Annotated in this window: 14 protein-coding genes; 5 read left to right on the forward strand and 9 right to left on the reverse strand. The window is 62.0% G+C overall.

All coding sequences use genetic code 11. The annotated features are described in order from the left end of the window. Positions 1-90: 90 nt before the first annotated feature. The gene (locus tag AC07VG_RS16040; protein ID WP_495021523.1) at positions 91-5,280 is read right to left on the reverse strand and encodes a dermonecrotic toxin domain-containing protein; all 5,190 of its coding nucleotides are present in this window, start codon (positions 5,278-5,280) and stop codon (positions 91-93) included. 166 nt (positions 5,281-5,446) lie between these two features. Further along, positions 5,447-5,767: an ElaB/YgaM/YqjD family protein gene (locus AC07VG_RS16045; RefSeq protein ID WP_495001497.1), complete on the reverse strand. Its 321-nt coding sequence runs from the start codon at positions 5,765-5,767 to the stop codon at positions 5,447-5,449. A 166-nt stretch (positions 5,768-5,933) separates the two neighbouring features. On the opposite strand from AC07VG_RS16045, the gene AC07VG_RS16050 reads away from it, so the two are divergent. Further along, positions 5,934-6,185, forward strand: a complete 252-nt coding sequence (locus AC07VG_RS16050; RefSeq protein WP_495001498.1) for a hypothetical protein — start codon at positions 5,934-5,936, stop codon at positions 6,183-6,185. A 9-nt stretch (positions 6,186-6,194) separates the two neighbouring features. Here the strand turns inward: AC07VG_RS16050 and AC07VG_RS16055 are convergent, their stop codons facing one another. After that, a complete protein-coding gene (locus AC07VG_RS16055) occupies positions 6,195-6,677 on the reverse strand; it encodes a GreA/GreB family elongation factor (RefSeq protein WP_495001607.1) in 483 nt (160 codons plus the stop codon). A gap of 14 nt (positions 6,678-6,691) precedes the next feature. Further along, positions 6,692-7,108 carry a hypothetical protein gene (locus AC07VG_RS16060; protein ID WP_495001499.1) on the reverse strand — a complete coding sequence of 139 codons (417 nt, stop codon included), beginning with the start codon at positions 7,106-7,108 and terminating at the stop codon, positions 6,692-6,694. Between the two features lie 125 nt (positions 7,109-7,233). On the opposite strand from AC07VG_RS16060, the gene earP reads away from it, so the two are divergent. Further along, positions 7,234-8,367: an elongation factor P maturation arginine rhamnosyltransferase EarP gene (earP, locus tag AC07VG_RS16065; protein WP_495021524.1), complete on the forward strand. Its 1,134-nt coding sequence runs from the start codon at positions 7,234-7,236 to the stop codon at positions 8,365-8,367. Between the two features lie 48 nt (positions 8,368-8,415). Beyond that, positions 8,416-8,985, forward strand: a complete 570-nt coding sequence (locus tag AC07VG_RS16070; RefSeq protein WP_177094868.1) for an elongation factor P — start codon at positions 8,416-8,418, stop codon at positions 8,983-8,985. Between the two features lie 184 nt (positions 8,986-9,169). On the opposite strand, the gene AC07VG_RS16075 is transcribed toward AC07VG_RS16070, so the two are convergent. From AC07VG_RS16075 to AC07VG_RS16090, 4 genes are all read right to left on the reverse strand, one after another. Next, on the reverse strand, positions 9,170-10,177 hold the full coding sequence (locus AC07VG_RS16075; RefSeq protein ID WP_495021525.1) for an alpha/beta hydrolase: 1,008 nt from the start codon (positions 10,175-10,177) through the stop codon (positions 9,170-9,172). A 26-nt stretch (positions 10,178-10,203) separates the two neighbouring features. Further along, on the reverse strand, positions 10,204-10,623 hold the full coding sequence (locus AC07VG_RS16080) for an organic hydroperoxide resistance protein (protein ID WP_495001502.1): 420 nt from the start codon (positions 10,621-10,623) through the stop codon (positions 10,204-10,206). A gap of 403 nt (positions 10,624-11,026) precedes the next feature. After that, entirely contained in the window at positions 11,027-11,479 is a 453-nt protein-coding gene (locus AC07VG_RS16085; RefSeq protein WP_495001503.1) for a MarR family winged helix-turn-helix transcriptional regulator, read from the reverse strand. Between the two features lie 79 nt (positions 11,480-11,558). Then, positions 11,559-12,509: a LysR family transcriptional regulator gene (locus tag AC07VG_RS16090; RefSeq protein ID WP_495001504.1), complete on the reverse strand. Its 951-nt coding sequence runs from the start codon at positions 12,507-12,509 to the stop codon at positions 11,559-11,561. A gap of 104 nt (positions 12,510-12,613) precedes the next feature. Here AC07VG_RS16090 and AC07VG_RS16095 point away from each other — a divergent pair, with 104 nt between their 5' ends. After that, entirely contained in the window at positions 12,614-13,363 is a 750-nt protein-coding gene (locus tag AC07VG_RS16095; protein WP_495021526.1) for a sulfite exporter TauE/SafE family protein, read from the forward strand. Here the strand turns inward: AC07VG_RS16095 and AC07VG_RS16100 are convergent. Further along, positions 13,353-14,207: a LysR family transcriptional regulator gene (locus AC07VG_RS16100; protein ID WP_495001608.1), complete on the reverse strand. Its 855-nt coding sequence runs from the start codon at positions 14,205-14,207 to the stop codon at positions 13,353-13,355. The genes AC07VG_RS16095 and AC07VG_RS16100 overlap by 11 nt on opposite strands. A 98-nt stretch (positions 14,208-14,305) precedes the next feature. Here AC07VG_RS16100 and AC07VG_RS16105 point away from each other — a divergent pair, with 98 nt between their 5' ends. Next, positions 14,306-14,533 carry a DUF1127 domain-containing protein gene (locus AC07VG_RS16105; protein ID WP_495001609.1) on the forward strand — a complete coding sequence of 76 codons (228 nt, stop codon included), beginning with the start codon at positions 14,306-14,308 and terminating at the stop codon, positions 14,531-14,533. Positions 14,534-14,553: the final 20 nt, after the last annotated feature.

Consider the following 14,553-nt stretch of genomic DNA (forward strand, 5'->3'; position numbering starts at 1 on the left):
AGCTGCTGCGACGGGCGGCGTTAGATAGTGCTGGCGTGTGTGAGCCCCTGCCGTGAGCGACAGGGGGAGGGTTGTTCACCCCTATCGGGTTCAGGCGGGCGGACCGCTGAAAATCGGGTAGAACTCCAGGGGCCGTCCCAGGTAGCTGGTGAGCAGGGCAAGCGAGTCCGCGTTGTCCAGGATGACATCGATTCTTCGCGCGTCATTGTATTGAAACTCCCAGCGCGCATCGTCCAGGTTGGTGCTGTGGGTCAGCGTCAGGACTCGTTTGAGTGCCGCGCCGTCGATATCGTCCCAGTGGCCGGTGACCTCGTCCTGAACCCGGAACAATTGTTTGCGGGGGGTGAGTGGCGACAGCGCGCTCTCTTGCATCTCTTTCAGCCACTCTTGCAGTTCACGGCCATGGGGCGTGGACGTGTCGATCAGATCGTAGAAGGGGCGGAAGGCATCGAGGTAGGCGATATCCACGGTATTGAAGACCACGTGGCTGAACTCATGGAGCAGGATGCAGGCCATATTGTGCAGCGTGGTGTTGAAGGTCCTCGGCTTGATGGGCTCGTACTCCTCCAGCTGGGGATCGAAGAACAGCTCGTTCAGATAGATTTTCTGGGTGCGGTCGCAGGTGATCACGAAAGCCGCGCACATCCGCTCCGGCCTTCTCGAAGCGCCAACGACATAGAGATCCGAAAAGTAAGGTGAACGGGCGGGGGACAGCAGCTCCAGGAGCAGTTTGTCGAATATTCTGTTGATTCGCTGGTTCAGGGTTCGACTGATGATCGTGAGGCCAAAGAATTCCTTGAGATAAAGGTGGCGCTGGTTATCGAGCCGGGTGTTGGCCGTCAGCGAGCCCAATCGTTGCCGGGCGTTTTTCAGATAGGTTACGGCCAAGGCGTGGGCCTGCCCGATTTGCCGGGCCTTGTCCGGATAGAATCGCTTGATCGCGCGCATGCCCGCGGCCAGCACCTTCGCCTCGAAGCGCACGGTCTGCCGGGTGGTGATGCGATCCACCAGCCGACCCACGTGCCCACCCCCCAACAAGCGGCCCTTGAGGTCCAGGTCCCATTGGTTTTGCGCATCCTTGCTGAGCCATGGCCCTTTTTCCCGAGCGGTGACGATCCGCCAGCGGCCATCCTCCCGTTGAACCTGGAACACTCGTCCGCGCACGGCGGCGTACTGGCTCTGGCTGGCCGAGTCGGTGTAGATGTCCCGAGAGCTGTCGTGGTCCAGATCGTTCAAGGCGATGTCGTGGACTTCGTAGCCGAGCAAACGGTTTTGTTGCTCCGGGATCAGGGCCATGTCTCCCCAGGCGTGCGGTTGCGGGAAGGGCGAGGTGACCGGGGTTGCTGGAGTGGCTGCTGGTTCGGTTGGCTTCTCGCCGGATTTCAGGCGGTCGCCGAGGAGGCTGGCGGCCGAGGGCTTGCGCGCCAGCGCCAGTTGCACCAGGGCATCGGTGAACGTCTTCAGCGCCAGGCTCCAGTGACCTTTCCAGGCATTGTCCGCGGCGTCTTTGAACTGCGGCAGGGTTTGCCAGATCACCCTGGCCATGCGGAGTCGACCGAGCATGAAGCGGGCGCCCTGGTGCAGTTGCTCGCCAAGCAGGGTCACCACGGTGTCCCAGGCCGGGTGTTGCCCTTTGACGTTCTGCAAGCCCAGCTGTGTTTTCAGCAGGTGGGTCATGTCGTTGTAGAGTCGGTGCAGGAAGTTGCCCTTGATGATGTTCCAGGTGAGGTTGACGGCCTGGAGACTGAACAGCTGTGCGCTGTAGTACGGGCGCACGCCGCTGGAAATTCTGCCAAGGACCAGCTGCTGCAAGGCCCCGGGTTGGCCGAGTTCGGCCATGAAGGTCGCTTCGTTCGGGTATTCGCGCAAGGCGCTGTGCTCGTCGTAGGGGCTGTAGAGCACCAGCGGACCGCGCGTGTCGGGGCGTCCGATCAGGTACAGGCCCAGGGCCGTGTCCGCGGCTTTCTGGGCCCGGCGCAGCAGCTCCAGCGGGCGCACGATAATCTTGCTGTCGCCGAGCAGGGTCCGGGCAAGGCCGTCGGGCATGCCCAATACATGCTTGATAAAAGCGTGGGCCTGGGCGGACAGCGATTTGCACAGGTACTGGCGTAGCGCGTGTTCGAGGCTCTGCCAGATCAGCTGTGGGTTGAACAGCGATTGACGCTCGGGGACCCTCTTTTCCGCGTGGGACAGATGCGAGTCCAGCAGCGCCGCGTAATGGGTGCCGATGTCCGCTTCCTTGATCAGGGTGTTCAGGTGCGTGACCGTCAAACCTTCCGGGAGGGCGCTGGCCGCCGAGAGTGTTATCGCGGCGTTGTCGATCTGGTCGCGATGCAACAGCGCGTAATCGCTCAGTGACAGCCGCCTGGCGCTCACGGCCTCCGGGTTCAGCAGCGACAGCTGCAAGGTGTCCCGACCCAGGTGCAGCGTGGGAAAGTCCCGGGCCAGCAGGCCGCGGATTTTGCTCCAGGCGAAGTGTCCGATGGCGGGGATACCGTGATGGTAGTCCATGGGGTCGTCGACCTGTTGCCGATGCCGGTCCAGCAGGGCGGCCAGGGCCAGTTGTTCGTCGGCGCCGGCATTCGCCAGCCAGGCCGGCAAGGCTGCGCTGAAGCAAGTGTTCTGGGCGGCTTCGATGGCCTTTTCCAGGGGGGCCAGCGAGGCGTGCTGGAGCAGGCAGGATTCGAGGTGACGTTGCAGGCCGACGGCCGGCAGTTGTGTCGTGGTGGCCAGGGCAATGTCGCCCAGTGCCTTTTCGACCACGGAGTAGACGCGGTCGCTCAGGAAATTGTTCGGGATGCGCTCGAAGCCGATGCGCATGCCGTTGTACGGGATGCCCGTGGAGAACGCTGCGGGACGCTGCTTCTCGAGCAGGTTTTCCAGGAGCAAGGGGCTCTGGTTCGGGCTGTGCAGACGTCGATTGAGTTCGCTTTCGGCGCTGTGCAGTGAGGCGAATGCCTCGATGCCAACGGCCGGTGTCCACAGCAGCGCGCGCCCCGAATTGAGCGGGGCCAGCCCGCCCCGTTCGGTGATCAGGAAGCAATTGAACAACTGGCGCGGCAGCGATTGCTCAGCGGTCATCAGCGTGAGGCCGAAGGCGTCCGGAATGAAACCGCGCAAGCCTTTGCGCTGAGGACTGTCCGGATTGTCGAGGACGCTTTCGAGCAGCTCCCGGGTATAATCCTCCAGGGTACCGGCGTGTACTCGTTGTTGTGCTTCGTAGCGCAATCCCTTGCTCAGGGCGTCGCTGATCAGAGGGGTGAGCGGCGAGTAGATCGAGCGCTGTTCACGCAAAAAGCGTGGCAGGAAATCCACCAGCGCGGCGTCGACGAGTTGATTGGCGGTGGCCATGTCCAGGTGGCTGATCCTTGACCAACTGCCGTCCCGGGCGTGACTGAACAGACCGTTGTCCGGCTGTTTCGCCAGCGGCGGGAGCAGACCGACCAAGCGTTCCAGAAGGTGCTCGACCAGGGTCAGCGACCTGATCGGCTGGGGGGCCTCCTGCTCGGTCCAGTCGCTTTCGTACTGGTTGATGTAAACGGTCGTCGGGTCCAGGTCGGCCCGCTTCATATTGATCAATTCATTGCGCAGGCTGTTGTGCGCGAAGGTCATGAGGTCAGGGCGCTTGGCCAGTTCGCTGCCGAGCCGCACTTGCAGGGCCGCGAGCGTGCGCCACTGCTCTTTGGCACGGGTCTGCAGCGCTTCGACCGGCTCGGGAGGCTTGGCTGCCGGCCGGCTCGGCTCGTCCGTCGACAGGTCGAGCCGGAGGCTCCAGCGTTCCCGGGGACCGATCGACTGCAGTTTGCCGTTGATCATCGTGCGGATGTCGAGGGCAACCTCCAGGGCGGCCGCGAGATCCAACTGACCATTGCTCCGGCTGTAGCGGGCCAGTATGTATTCGACGTTTTCCAGTTGCTTGGCGATGATCGCTTCCAGCCGGTTCTTGAACACGGGCTGGGCGAGGCTGTCCAGTTGCATGGCCAGCGCGGGGAACCGCCGCAGCTCGGTGAGTTCGCTCAGCGACAGGGTTTCCGGCAGTTCCCCGCCGCGTCCGACATCATGCAGTTCCTGCCGGAGAAAGTTGTTCAGGGCATCCTGGCCGTTGAGCTCCACCAGCCGCTCATAGGTGTAGACAAACAGCGAGCCCGGCCTGACGGACTCGTCGCTCACCAGGAAGGCATTGGCGAGTGCGGTCGTGGAGGGTTTTGTGGTGGTGTAGCCGAGGCTCTTGATCCGGGTGTCGGGCAGTCGCTCGGGTCTATGGGGGTAGAGAGCGGACAGCCAGTAGTGTGTCCTGGCGCCGATGCTGTCCCATTGCATTTGCTTGAGCAGTTCGGTTCGCCAGCAGGTGCCCATGACCTCGGTAAAAAACACACGGCGTGAGTAGCCGTTATCCATCTGGCCGTTCCAGTAGCTTTCCAGCTCGCTTTGCAAGCGTGTCTTCAGGCTGCTGGAGATCGTCGTCAGGGCGGCTTGCCACTGCTCGACATCGGCGGGCGCCGGGTTGTATCCGGGGGCCACGAATTCGCGGGTTTGGTGGGTGGACCAGGCCCCTTCGCGATAGTGTCCGAGCAACGCTTCGGCCAATGACTGAGCCGCGACTTGCCGAGGTTTCAGGTCGGTAGCGCCATCACTGCCGTTTCGCGGGGCGCGCTCGTAACTGAGCATGTTGACGGTCGCCAGGTTGACGTTGGCAAAGCGTCGGCCCAGTTCGTCGACGAGCATCTTGTTGAGCAGCGCTGCCAGCGTGGGCAGCTTGAGCAACTCCGCGTTCAAGGCTTGCAGGTTATATCGCTCATGGCGATCGACGGAGCGACGCCGGTCCAGGAAAACCGCGCCCTCGATAGGTTCTGTCTTGAGTGTGAGGTGTACGTCGAGGTTGATCCTGCTCTTGATATCGAGCGCGACGAAGCGCAGCAATTCATCGCGCTGGCTCTCGCTGCGCAGGCGCTCGAGTACGGTGTCGGTGGCCTGTGTTCGTGTTTCGAAGTGTTCAAGGCCCAAGGCCGGGGTGTAGAGATACGAACAGTCCCCGGTACTCGGACTCATCAGGAAGGCACCCGCCAGATCCACGGGCGGCAGACCGTCTGCGTTGATGATGATTTTTTCGACAAGCATCGGATCCTTGAGCGCCTGGCGGGCGTCCTGGTTGGGGAGCTGGACGTTTCTCAACCAGATGCGATCAGCCTGGGTGATCTTCAGCGCTTTTTCCCGGTCGTTGGGGGCGTCGCGCTGTTCCAGGGCTTCGGAGAACTCGTAAGGATAGGTATCGAGGGTCATGGCTTTTGCCTTCGTGCGTACTGACGAACCGCGGGGCGCTGGCAGGCCAGGCTTCGCGGGGGATGGCAAAAACGCTATCGAGTGGCGGGGCAGTGGGGTGGTAGATAGTCCTTCGCAAGATCGTGTCCCTTGCCGGGCGACAAGGGACTATTGGCATCGCGCTGGATCAGTGGCGACGGCCCAGCAGCAGGCCGACCACCAGGCCGAAACCGGCGGAAATCGCCACGGTCTGCCAAGGATGCCCGCCGATATAGGTTTCGCTCGCCTCGACCATCGGCTGGGTGCTTTCACGCACGTGGGTGACGCAGTCCCGCGCCTGCTTGAGCTTCTGGCTGACCTGGCTGCGCAGGCTCTCGCCGGCCTCGCCCACCTGCGAGGCGCTTTCCTTCAGCAGCTTTTCCGAGTCCTGGATCAGCGCTTGCAGCTCGCTGAAGGCCTGGTCCTTGATCTGGTCTTCGGCGGCTTGTACGGCGGATTTACGGGCCATGGTGATCTTCCTTTCAAGTGAATGAGGGGATGAACAATCTGAGTCGGCTGGGTCGTTGAAAGTTGCAAACTTTTCCGCCATGGCCCTGGGTCGAGCCAAAATCCTCGGCAGGATATTTCCATCGGCGGTGTAAGATATGCCTCTATTTACACCGCAGGATTTTCCAATGAGTTTCAATCTGGCTAACAAGTCCCTGGCTGAGCGTGCCGCCCTCGAGGACGAGAAGTCCCGGCTGTTCGACCTCTGGCAGAGCAACCTGGGCAAGGCCAAGGGCGAGGCCGCGCGCCTGTTCGGCGAGCGCGCCAAGCGCAAGGGCAAGTGGGCCGAGTGGGTGCGCGCGGAGCTCGACACCCTGTCGCCGCCGGAATATACCAGCATGGTGCGCAGTGAGGTCAATCGCCTGATGGCGGCCAAGTAAGCGCGGGGTTCACTCCACCCGGATGATGTTATAGCGCTGGGCCACACCGCTGACCTTGATCGCCACCTCGTCGCCATCCTGCTTGCCCAGCAGGGCACCGCCCAGGGGCGAGCGCGGACTGATGACGGTGATCAGCCGGCCCGCGTCCTCGATCTTGAGCCCGGCGGCATCGGGCGCCAGGAATAGCCATTGTTCGCTGCCGTTCTCGGCTTCGAGTGCCAGCAGGGCCCCCAACTGGATACCGCTCTGTTCGTCATAAGGACGCAGGAGCAGCTCCCGGCAGCGCTTGAGGGCCTGGCGGATTTCCTCCATGCGCCGGGCTTGGCCGGTGGCCAGGTACGAGGCCTCCAGGCCCAGGGTGTCGTACTTGTTTTCGGCGACGTTTTCCTCGTGGGTCGCGGTTTCGTAGGCGGTTTGTGCCGCGCGCTGCAAGACGCCGAGATCGACCTCCAGCTGTTCGAGAAGCCGTTGATGCACGGCGTGCTTGTCCATCACGCTGAGGTCACTCAATTGCAGAACTGCAGCACGTTGGCGCGGCTCTTGTCAGTGGGCGCGGTCTGGTCCTGTTGCAGCCAGAACTGGCACTTGGGGTTGGACAGGTTGCGATAGCTGCTGCGAGCCTGTTCCAGACGCTGCTGTTCTTCGTTCCTGGAGAGGTTCTGCTTGTACTGCTCGAACATCTGCGTCGAATCGCCGCCGCTTTGCGGCGCCGGTGTGCTGACGGCGGGGACCGGGTTGCTCAGTTGGCGGGCGGCCTCGGCCAGCGGCGCCAGGGGCTGCGGGACAAAGATTCGTGCCAGCACCCAGGCGGTCAGGGCTAGGGCCATGACCCCCAGCCAGATACCGAGGGCAATACTGGCGGTCAATTGCAGTGGATTGAGGGTGATATAAAGGGCGCGACGCACTTGTCGGCGGTAAGGCATGGTGACCTCCTGGCAGGGCGATTCGGAGCAAAGCCGCATTGTTGCATGAAGATTAATCGACATCGGCTCTTCTGCGCGCACGGATTTATGCGGACAATCGGCGCTTTTGCCAAACGGAGCCCGGAATGAAGGCCACCTGGGATATTTTCTGTACGGTTGTGGATAACTTCGGCGATATCGGCGTGACCTGGCGCCTGGCCCGGCAACTGGCCGCCGAACATGACTGTGCCGTGCGTCTGTGGGTCGATGATCTGCGGGCCTTCGAGCATCTGTGCCCGGCGATCGATATCGGGCTCGACCGGCAGTTACAGCGTGGCGTCGAGGTCTGCCGTTGGTCGGCGCCCTGGTCGCCCGTGCCGGCGGCCGATGTGGTGATCGGCGCCTTTGCCTGCGCGTTGCCCCATGAGTACATGGAGGCCATGGCGGCACGGGACAAGGCGCCGTTATGGCTCAATCTCGACTACCTGAGCGCCGAGGACTGGATCGTCGGCTGCCACGGGTTGCCGTCGGTCAAGTTCAAGCAGGTGCAGAAATTCTTCTTTTTCCCCGGTTTCCAAGCCGGGACCGGCGGCCTGCTGCGTGAAGCCGGGCTGCTGGAGCAGCGCCGGACCTTTGTCCAGGATCCGCGGGCGCGTGGCGATTTCCTGCGTGAACTCGGCGTCGAGCCGACAGACGGTGCACGGCTTATCTCGTTGTTCGCCTATGAGAATGCGGGGCTGGCCAGTTGGCTCGATGTCCTGGCGGCCGATAGCCGGCCAACGCAGTTGCTGGTGCCCGTGGGCCGGATCCTGGGCGATGTCCAGCGCTGGCTGGGGATCGAAGGCCTGGCGGCAGGTGCCCGTGAGGTCCGTGGCCGCCTGACGGTGCAGGTGTTGCCGTTCGTCGCCCAGGAGGATTACGACCGTCTGCTGTGGAGCTGCGACTTCAACGCGGTGCGCGGCGAAGACTCGTTCGTCCGCGCGCAATGGGCGGGGCGGCCCTTGCTCTGGCACATCTATCGGCAGGAGGACGACGTCCACCTGGACAAGCTGGAGGCCTTTCTCGGGTTGTACACCCAAGGCCTGTCGGCGCCGGCCTTGGCGGCGTTCGAAGACTGGTGGCGGGCCTGGAATAGCGCTGGGGACATGGCCGCGAGCTGGAATGCACTGCTGGAAAACGAGCAGGAACTGGCCGAACATGCCGAACGCTGGTGTCTGGAACAGGCTTCGCGGACTGATCTTGCCACGGCGCTGGTGAAGCTTTACCTAAATTGGATATGATATGCGGCCTAGATTTATGTACATCCCATCCAAATTCGGATATTCGCAATGAAAACTGGTAAAGAACTGAAACCCGGGACCGTGATCCGTCTCGAAAACGATCCTTGGCTGGTTCAGAAAGCTGAATTCACCAAGTCCGGTCGTAACAGCGCAATCATGAAGACCAAGCTGAAGAACCTGTTGACCGGTTACAAGACCGAGATCGTCTACAGCGCCGATGACAAACTGGACGACGTAATCCTCGACCGCAAAGAAGCGACCCTGTCCTTCATCAGCGGCGACTCCTACACGTTCATGGACACCTCCGACTACACCATGTACGAGCTGAACGCCGAAGACATCGAGGCTGTTCTGCCATTCGTGGAAGAAGGCATGACCGACGTCTGCGAAGCCGTGTTCTTCGAAGATCGCCTGGTTTCGGTAGAACTGCCGACCACCATCGTGCGTCAGATTGACTACACCGAAGGTTCCGCTCGCGGTGACACTTCCGGCAAGGTGATGAAGCCTGCCAAACTGAAGAACGGTACCGAACTGTCGGTTGCTGACTTCATCGAAATCGGCGACATGATCGAGATCGATACCCGTGAAGGCGGTTCCTACAAAGGCCGTGCTAAATAAGCACTGCTTTTCGCCGCACGAACAAAAAAGCCCGGATATGCTCCGGGCTTTTTTGTATCTGCTTGTTTCTAGATGGTGCCACGGTCCCTTGTAGGGGCGAGCTTGCTCGCGATTGTGCTGCAAACACCGCGGGGTATCAGGATGCCCTCGTTATCGTTGGCGCCCATCGCGAGCAAGCTCGCTCCTACAGGTGTTCTTTCAGTTCCTGTGACGCCTGCAGCATGGCTGAACGCACCTCCGGTACCTGGCTGACCACATTGAGCAAGCCGAAGTCGTGGATCATGCCGTTGTAGCGCACGCTGGTCACCGGCACGCCGGCTTCATCCAGCTTGCGCCCGTAGGCCTCGCCCTCGTCACGCAGCACATCGGACCCGGCGGTCTGGATCAGCGCCGGCGGCAGGCCCTTGAGCTGATCCGTCGTCGCGCGTAGCGGCGAGGCATAGATCTCGCTGCGTTGCTTGGCGTCGGTGGTGTAGTTGTCCCAGAACCATTTCATCATGTTCTTGCTGAGGAAGTGCCCCTCGGCGTACTGGTTGTAGGAGGCGGTCTCGACGCTGGCATCGGTCACCGGCCACAGCAGCAGCTGGAACTTGATCGCCGGCGTGCCCTTGTCCTTGGCCATCAGGCTGACCACCGCGGCCATGTTACCGCCGACGCTGTTACCGGCCACGGCCAGGCGCTTGCCGTCGACATTGATCTCCTTGCCGTGTTCCGCGACCCATTTCGTCGCGGCGTAGGCCTGGTTGATCGCCACCGGGTAGTGGGCTTCCGGGGACGGCGTGTAGTTGACGAACACCGCAGCCGCCCCCGACCCGACCACCAGATCACGCACCAGCCGTTCGTGGGTGGGGAAGTCCCCCAGGACCCAGCCGCCACCGTGGAAGAACATGAACACGGGCAGCGTGCCCTTGACCCCGGCCGGCCGGACGATGGTCAGCTCCAGCGGCTTGCCGTCGACCTGGATGGTCTTCTGGCTGACGTCGGCGCGCGGCAGGTTCAGCTTGACCCCCGACTGCGCACCGGACAGCACGGCCCGTGCTTCTGTCGGCGTCATCTGTTCCATCGGCTTGCCGCCGCCGCTGTTCAAGGCATTGAGAAACGCCTGGGTGTTGTGTTCGACATCACCGGCGAAGGCGCCCTGGACGGACAGCGCGAGCAGGGTACCGGTCAGGACTTTGCTGAAAGTGTTCATGTGCGGATCCTTAAGTGGCGAAAGGGTTAGACGGTGACGTGCAGGCGGACGTCGACGTTGCCACGGGTGGCGTTGGAGTACGGGCAGACCAGGTGGGCCGCGTCGACCAGACTCTGCGCGTCGGCTTGTTCCAGGCCCGGCAGGCTGATGTGCAGGTCGATATCCAGGCCGAAACCACCAGGAATCTGGCCGATGCCGACATGGGCGGTGATCGCGGCGTCGGCCGGGATCTGGCGCTTGGTCTGGCTGGCAACAAATTTCAACGCGCCGATGAAGCAGGCCGAGTAACCGGCGGCGAACAGTTGTTCCGGGTTGGTCGCCGCGCCGCCGGCACCGCCGAGTTCTTTCGGGGTGGCGAGCTTGACGTCGAGGATTTGGTCGCTGGAAACAGCACGGCCGTCACGGCCACCGGTGGAGGTTGCGATTGCGGTATAGAGCGTTTGCATGATGAGCCTCGTCGTTTCAAGTTGGTGTGTGTTGCGCTAATTGTTTGCGCGTTAACTAAGTACGAGGCAAATGTACCTCGCAAGTATTTTGCGCGCAAGATAAATTTTCAAAAAAGACAGGATTCGGTTTTTTGCGCTGGATCGAGGAGGGAGATTAACGGTAACCGCGAAGGGGTTACCGCGAGCCGGATCGCCCTTGCAGCTAGGAGCCGTCCGGCTTTTCTGTAGGCGCTGGCTTGCCAGCGATGAGGCCTGCGTCGCCTATTCGGAGGTCATCGCCGGCAAGCCGGCTTCCACAGAAAGATGTTTCACCGCGAGGAAATGGTCGTGCCTGGCCTCTGTAGGAACGACCGCTCGACGCTCGATTACGGGTGATCAGCACGAAGCGCTGAACGGGGAAGGGTCAGAGGCTGTCTTGCAGATGCCCGCGCAGGGCCACCAGGTCGGCCTGGAGGGTGCGCAGGCGTTCCAGGGAGTCGCCGCTGGCGGCGAGAATGCATTGCGGGATACCCCGCGCCTGCTCGCGCAAGGCCCGGCCCTGTTCGGTCAACTCGACGATGACCACGCGCTCGTCCTCCTTGCTCCGGGTCCGACTCAGCAGCCCCTCGCTTTCGAGGCGCTTGAGCAGGGGGGTCAGGGAACCCGGGTCGGTCAGCAGGCGCGTGCTGATCTCGCCCACGGTCAGGCCGTCCTTTTCCCAGAGCACCATCATCGCCAGGTATTGCGGGTAGGTGAGGTTGAGGGCCTGGAGCAGGGGTTTGTAGACCTTGGTCATCAACAACGAGGTGGAGTGCAGGGCAAAGCACACCTGGTTGTCCAGGAGCAGGTCATCACAGTTGTCGCGGTTGCTGGTCATCACTAAAGCCTTGTGCGTTACGTTCGATGAATCTAGCGGTCGAATCTTTAATGTGCCAGAGAATTTTCCCGGCCTAGTGTCATCCCAGGCCGCTTTGCAGGGCCAGGTCCCAAGGCGGTACGGGGCTGAAACGCCCCTTGAGGAACTCCAGCAGCAAGCGGCTGCGGGAGTTGGCCGGTTGTTCCAGGCGCAGTGCATAGACCCCGGAGCTTTCCGGCGCCGGCAGGCCGTTTTCGCAGAATAGCGGCAGTAATTCACCGCGCAGCAGGTATTCGCTGGCCAGCCACGTCGGCAGATGGGCGATGCCCAAGCCGGCCAGGGCCCCGGACAGCAGGGCCTCGGCGTTGTTCGAGGTCATGCGGATGCGCGCGGGGCGGTGCAATTGCATCTGTCCGTTCTGTATGAAACGCCAAGCCATGAACGGCGCCAGCGCGTCCCAGTCCAGGCCGTCATGTGTGCTCAACTCGCTCGGATCAGTCGGCGTACCGCGATTGTTCAGGTAGGTGGGACTGGCACAGGCGATCCGTACGATGCTCGCCAAGGGTGTGGCCACCAGGCGGGTATCGGCCATTTGTCCGGCGCGCAGCACCAGGTCGACCTTGCCCAGGTTGGAACCGTGCATGTCGACGAAGCTGTCGATCAGATGCAGTTGCACATCCAGGCCCGGGTAGTCGGTGAGGAAGTCGGCGATGGCCGGGGCCAGGTGGCGGCGCCCGAAAGCCGCCGGCGCGTCGACCCGGATCAACCCCTCGGGGGCGTTGCTCAGGGACACGGCCTCGGCCCGGGCCAGACGCAGTTCGGCGACGATCCGTCGGGCCCGTTCGGCGAACGCCAGACCGGCGGGCGTGGCCCGGACCGCATGGGTGCTGCGAATGAACAGGCGGCTACCGAGCGAGCTTTCCAGGCTGTCGATCCGGCGTGCCACGGCGGACGGGGTCAGCGGATGCAGGCGGGAGGCGGCGGAAAAACTGCCGGTTTCCAGTACATCGAGAAACAGGCCGAGTTGATCGGTCAGGGTTGTAGGATTCATACAGAATCGCTTGTGCGAAATTGGCATAGCCATTGTGCGTTGCTGTGCGTTTCCGCGCTAGCGCGGACTGCGTAGCATGAAGGCCATTGAGTGGGGAGACGGCTGTGATCGAATTGATTGAGTACCTGGTACTGGGCGTCGTGATGGGCGGGGTGGGTGGGATATTCGGCATTGGCGGCGGGATGATCGCGATTCCGGTGCTGGGCATCCTGTTCGGCCTCGACCAGCAGTTGGCCCAGGGCACGGCACTGGTGATGGTGGTACCCAATGTGGTGCTGGCTCTGCATCGTTATAACCAGCGCAATCGCATCGAGCTGCGTCACGCGCTGCCGCTGGTACTGATGAGTTTCTGCTTTGCCTGGTTCGGCGCCCTGTGGGCGGTGGGACTGGATCCGCGCAGCATGCGCCTGGGCTTTGTCGGTTTTCTCCTGGCGCTGGCGCTGTTCTATCTGGTACGCCTGTTCATGGCACCGTCCCCGGTGTCGGCGCAGATGCGTCACCCCTGGCCCTGGCTGGGCGTGCTGGGCGCGGCCTCGGGCACCATGGGCGGCTTGTTCGGCGTCGGTGGGGCGGTGGTGGCCACGCCGTTTCTGACCAGCGTCTTCGGCACTTCGCAGGTGGTGGCCCAGGGCCTGTCGCTGGCCTTGGCGTTGCCCAGCACCAGCGTTACGCTGGTGACTTATGCGGTGCATCACGAGGTGGACTGGCGCATGGGCATCCCCATGGCCATTGGCGGTTTGATGAGCATCAGTTGGGGGGTGAAAGTGGCCTACGCCTTGCCCGAGAAAGTATTGCGCGGCCTGTTTTGCGCTTATCTGGTGCTTGGCGCGCTACTGCTCAGCTTTAAAGTTTGAAACCGTCGACGATGTGCTCGGCCAGGCATTCGGTGATCGGCGAGGGTTTGTTCAGGTTGCGCACCAGCATGATGTTGGCCAGCGGTAACTGGGGCAGTCCTTCGGCCTCGCCGAGAATGCGCAAGTCCTGAGTGATCAGGCTTTCCAATTGCGCGGTGACCGCCAGCCCGGCGCTGACCACCGCCATGATCGCCGCCAGGCTGGAGCAGTTGTAGGCCAGGCGATAATCCCGGCCTCGGGCGTCCAGCGCGTTGCAGACCCACTCGGTGCAGAAACAGTCGTTGCCAGGCATGGCCAGGGGAATCACTGCTTGTTCATGGGTGCTGAAACACCGGGCTTCGGCCCAGACCAGACGCTCCTGGCGCAGCATTTGGCCGAGTTCGTTGCCTGGCTTGCGGGTGACGATGGTCAGGTCCAGGTCCTGGCGTTGCAGCAATTGCGCGGAGGACTCGCAATTCACTTCGATCTGAATCAATGGGTAGAACTGCGCAAAATGCGAGAGGATGCCCGGCAAAAAACGCATCACGTAGTCGTCCGGCACCCCGATACGGACCATGCCGACCATATGCGGATCGCGCAGGGTGTTGAACACTTCACTGTGTAACTTGAGAATTCGCCGGGCATAGCCGAGCAGGACCTGTCCCTCGACCGTCAACCTGACCTGGCGTCCGTCGCGCTCGAACAGTTGGCGCTTGAGCACGTCTTCTTCCAGGCGTTTCATCTGCATGCTGACAGCCGATTGGGTGCGATTGACCAATTCACCGGCCTTGGTAAAACCGCCTTGATCGGCGATCGCGACAAAGGTGCGCAGAACGTCGGTGTCGATGCTCGGGTAGTTGGTCAATTCATCAATCTCTGAGATGTATTGCATAAGAAACATTCGTTGGATTGATCTTAGCGCCAGGCACAGACTTTAGTCATCCCCAACAGGAGGGCAGGATGATGAAAGGTCAAAAAGGTTATGTGTTGATCGGTGGTGCCGCGCACTCGGTGTTTTCGCTGCGGGCTTTGTGGCAGCGGATTGCCCGTTGGTATGAGGTGTCACGCGAGCGCCAGGTGCTGGCAACATTGAATGACGATGCGCTCAAGGATATGGGGCTCAGTCGCGCCGATATCGAGCAGGAAACCCATCGGCATTTCTGGAACGATCCGATGAGCAAGGGTCGTTGATGGTGCTACACAAGCAGGGG

This window comes from Pseudomonas sp. GW821-FHT03C07 (assembly GCF_059420925.1).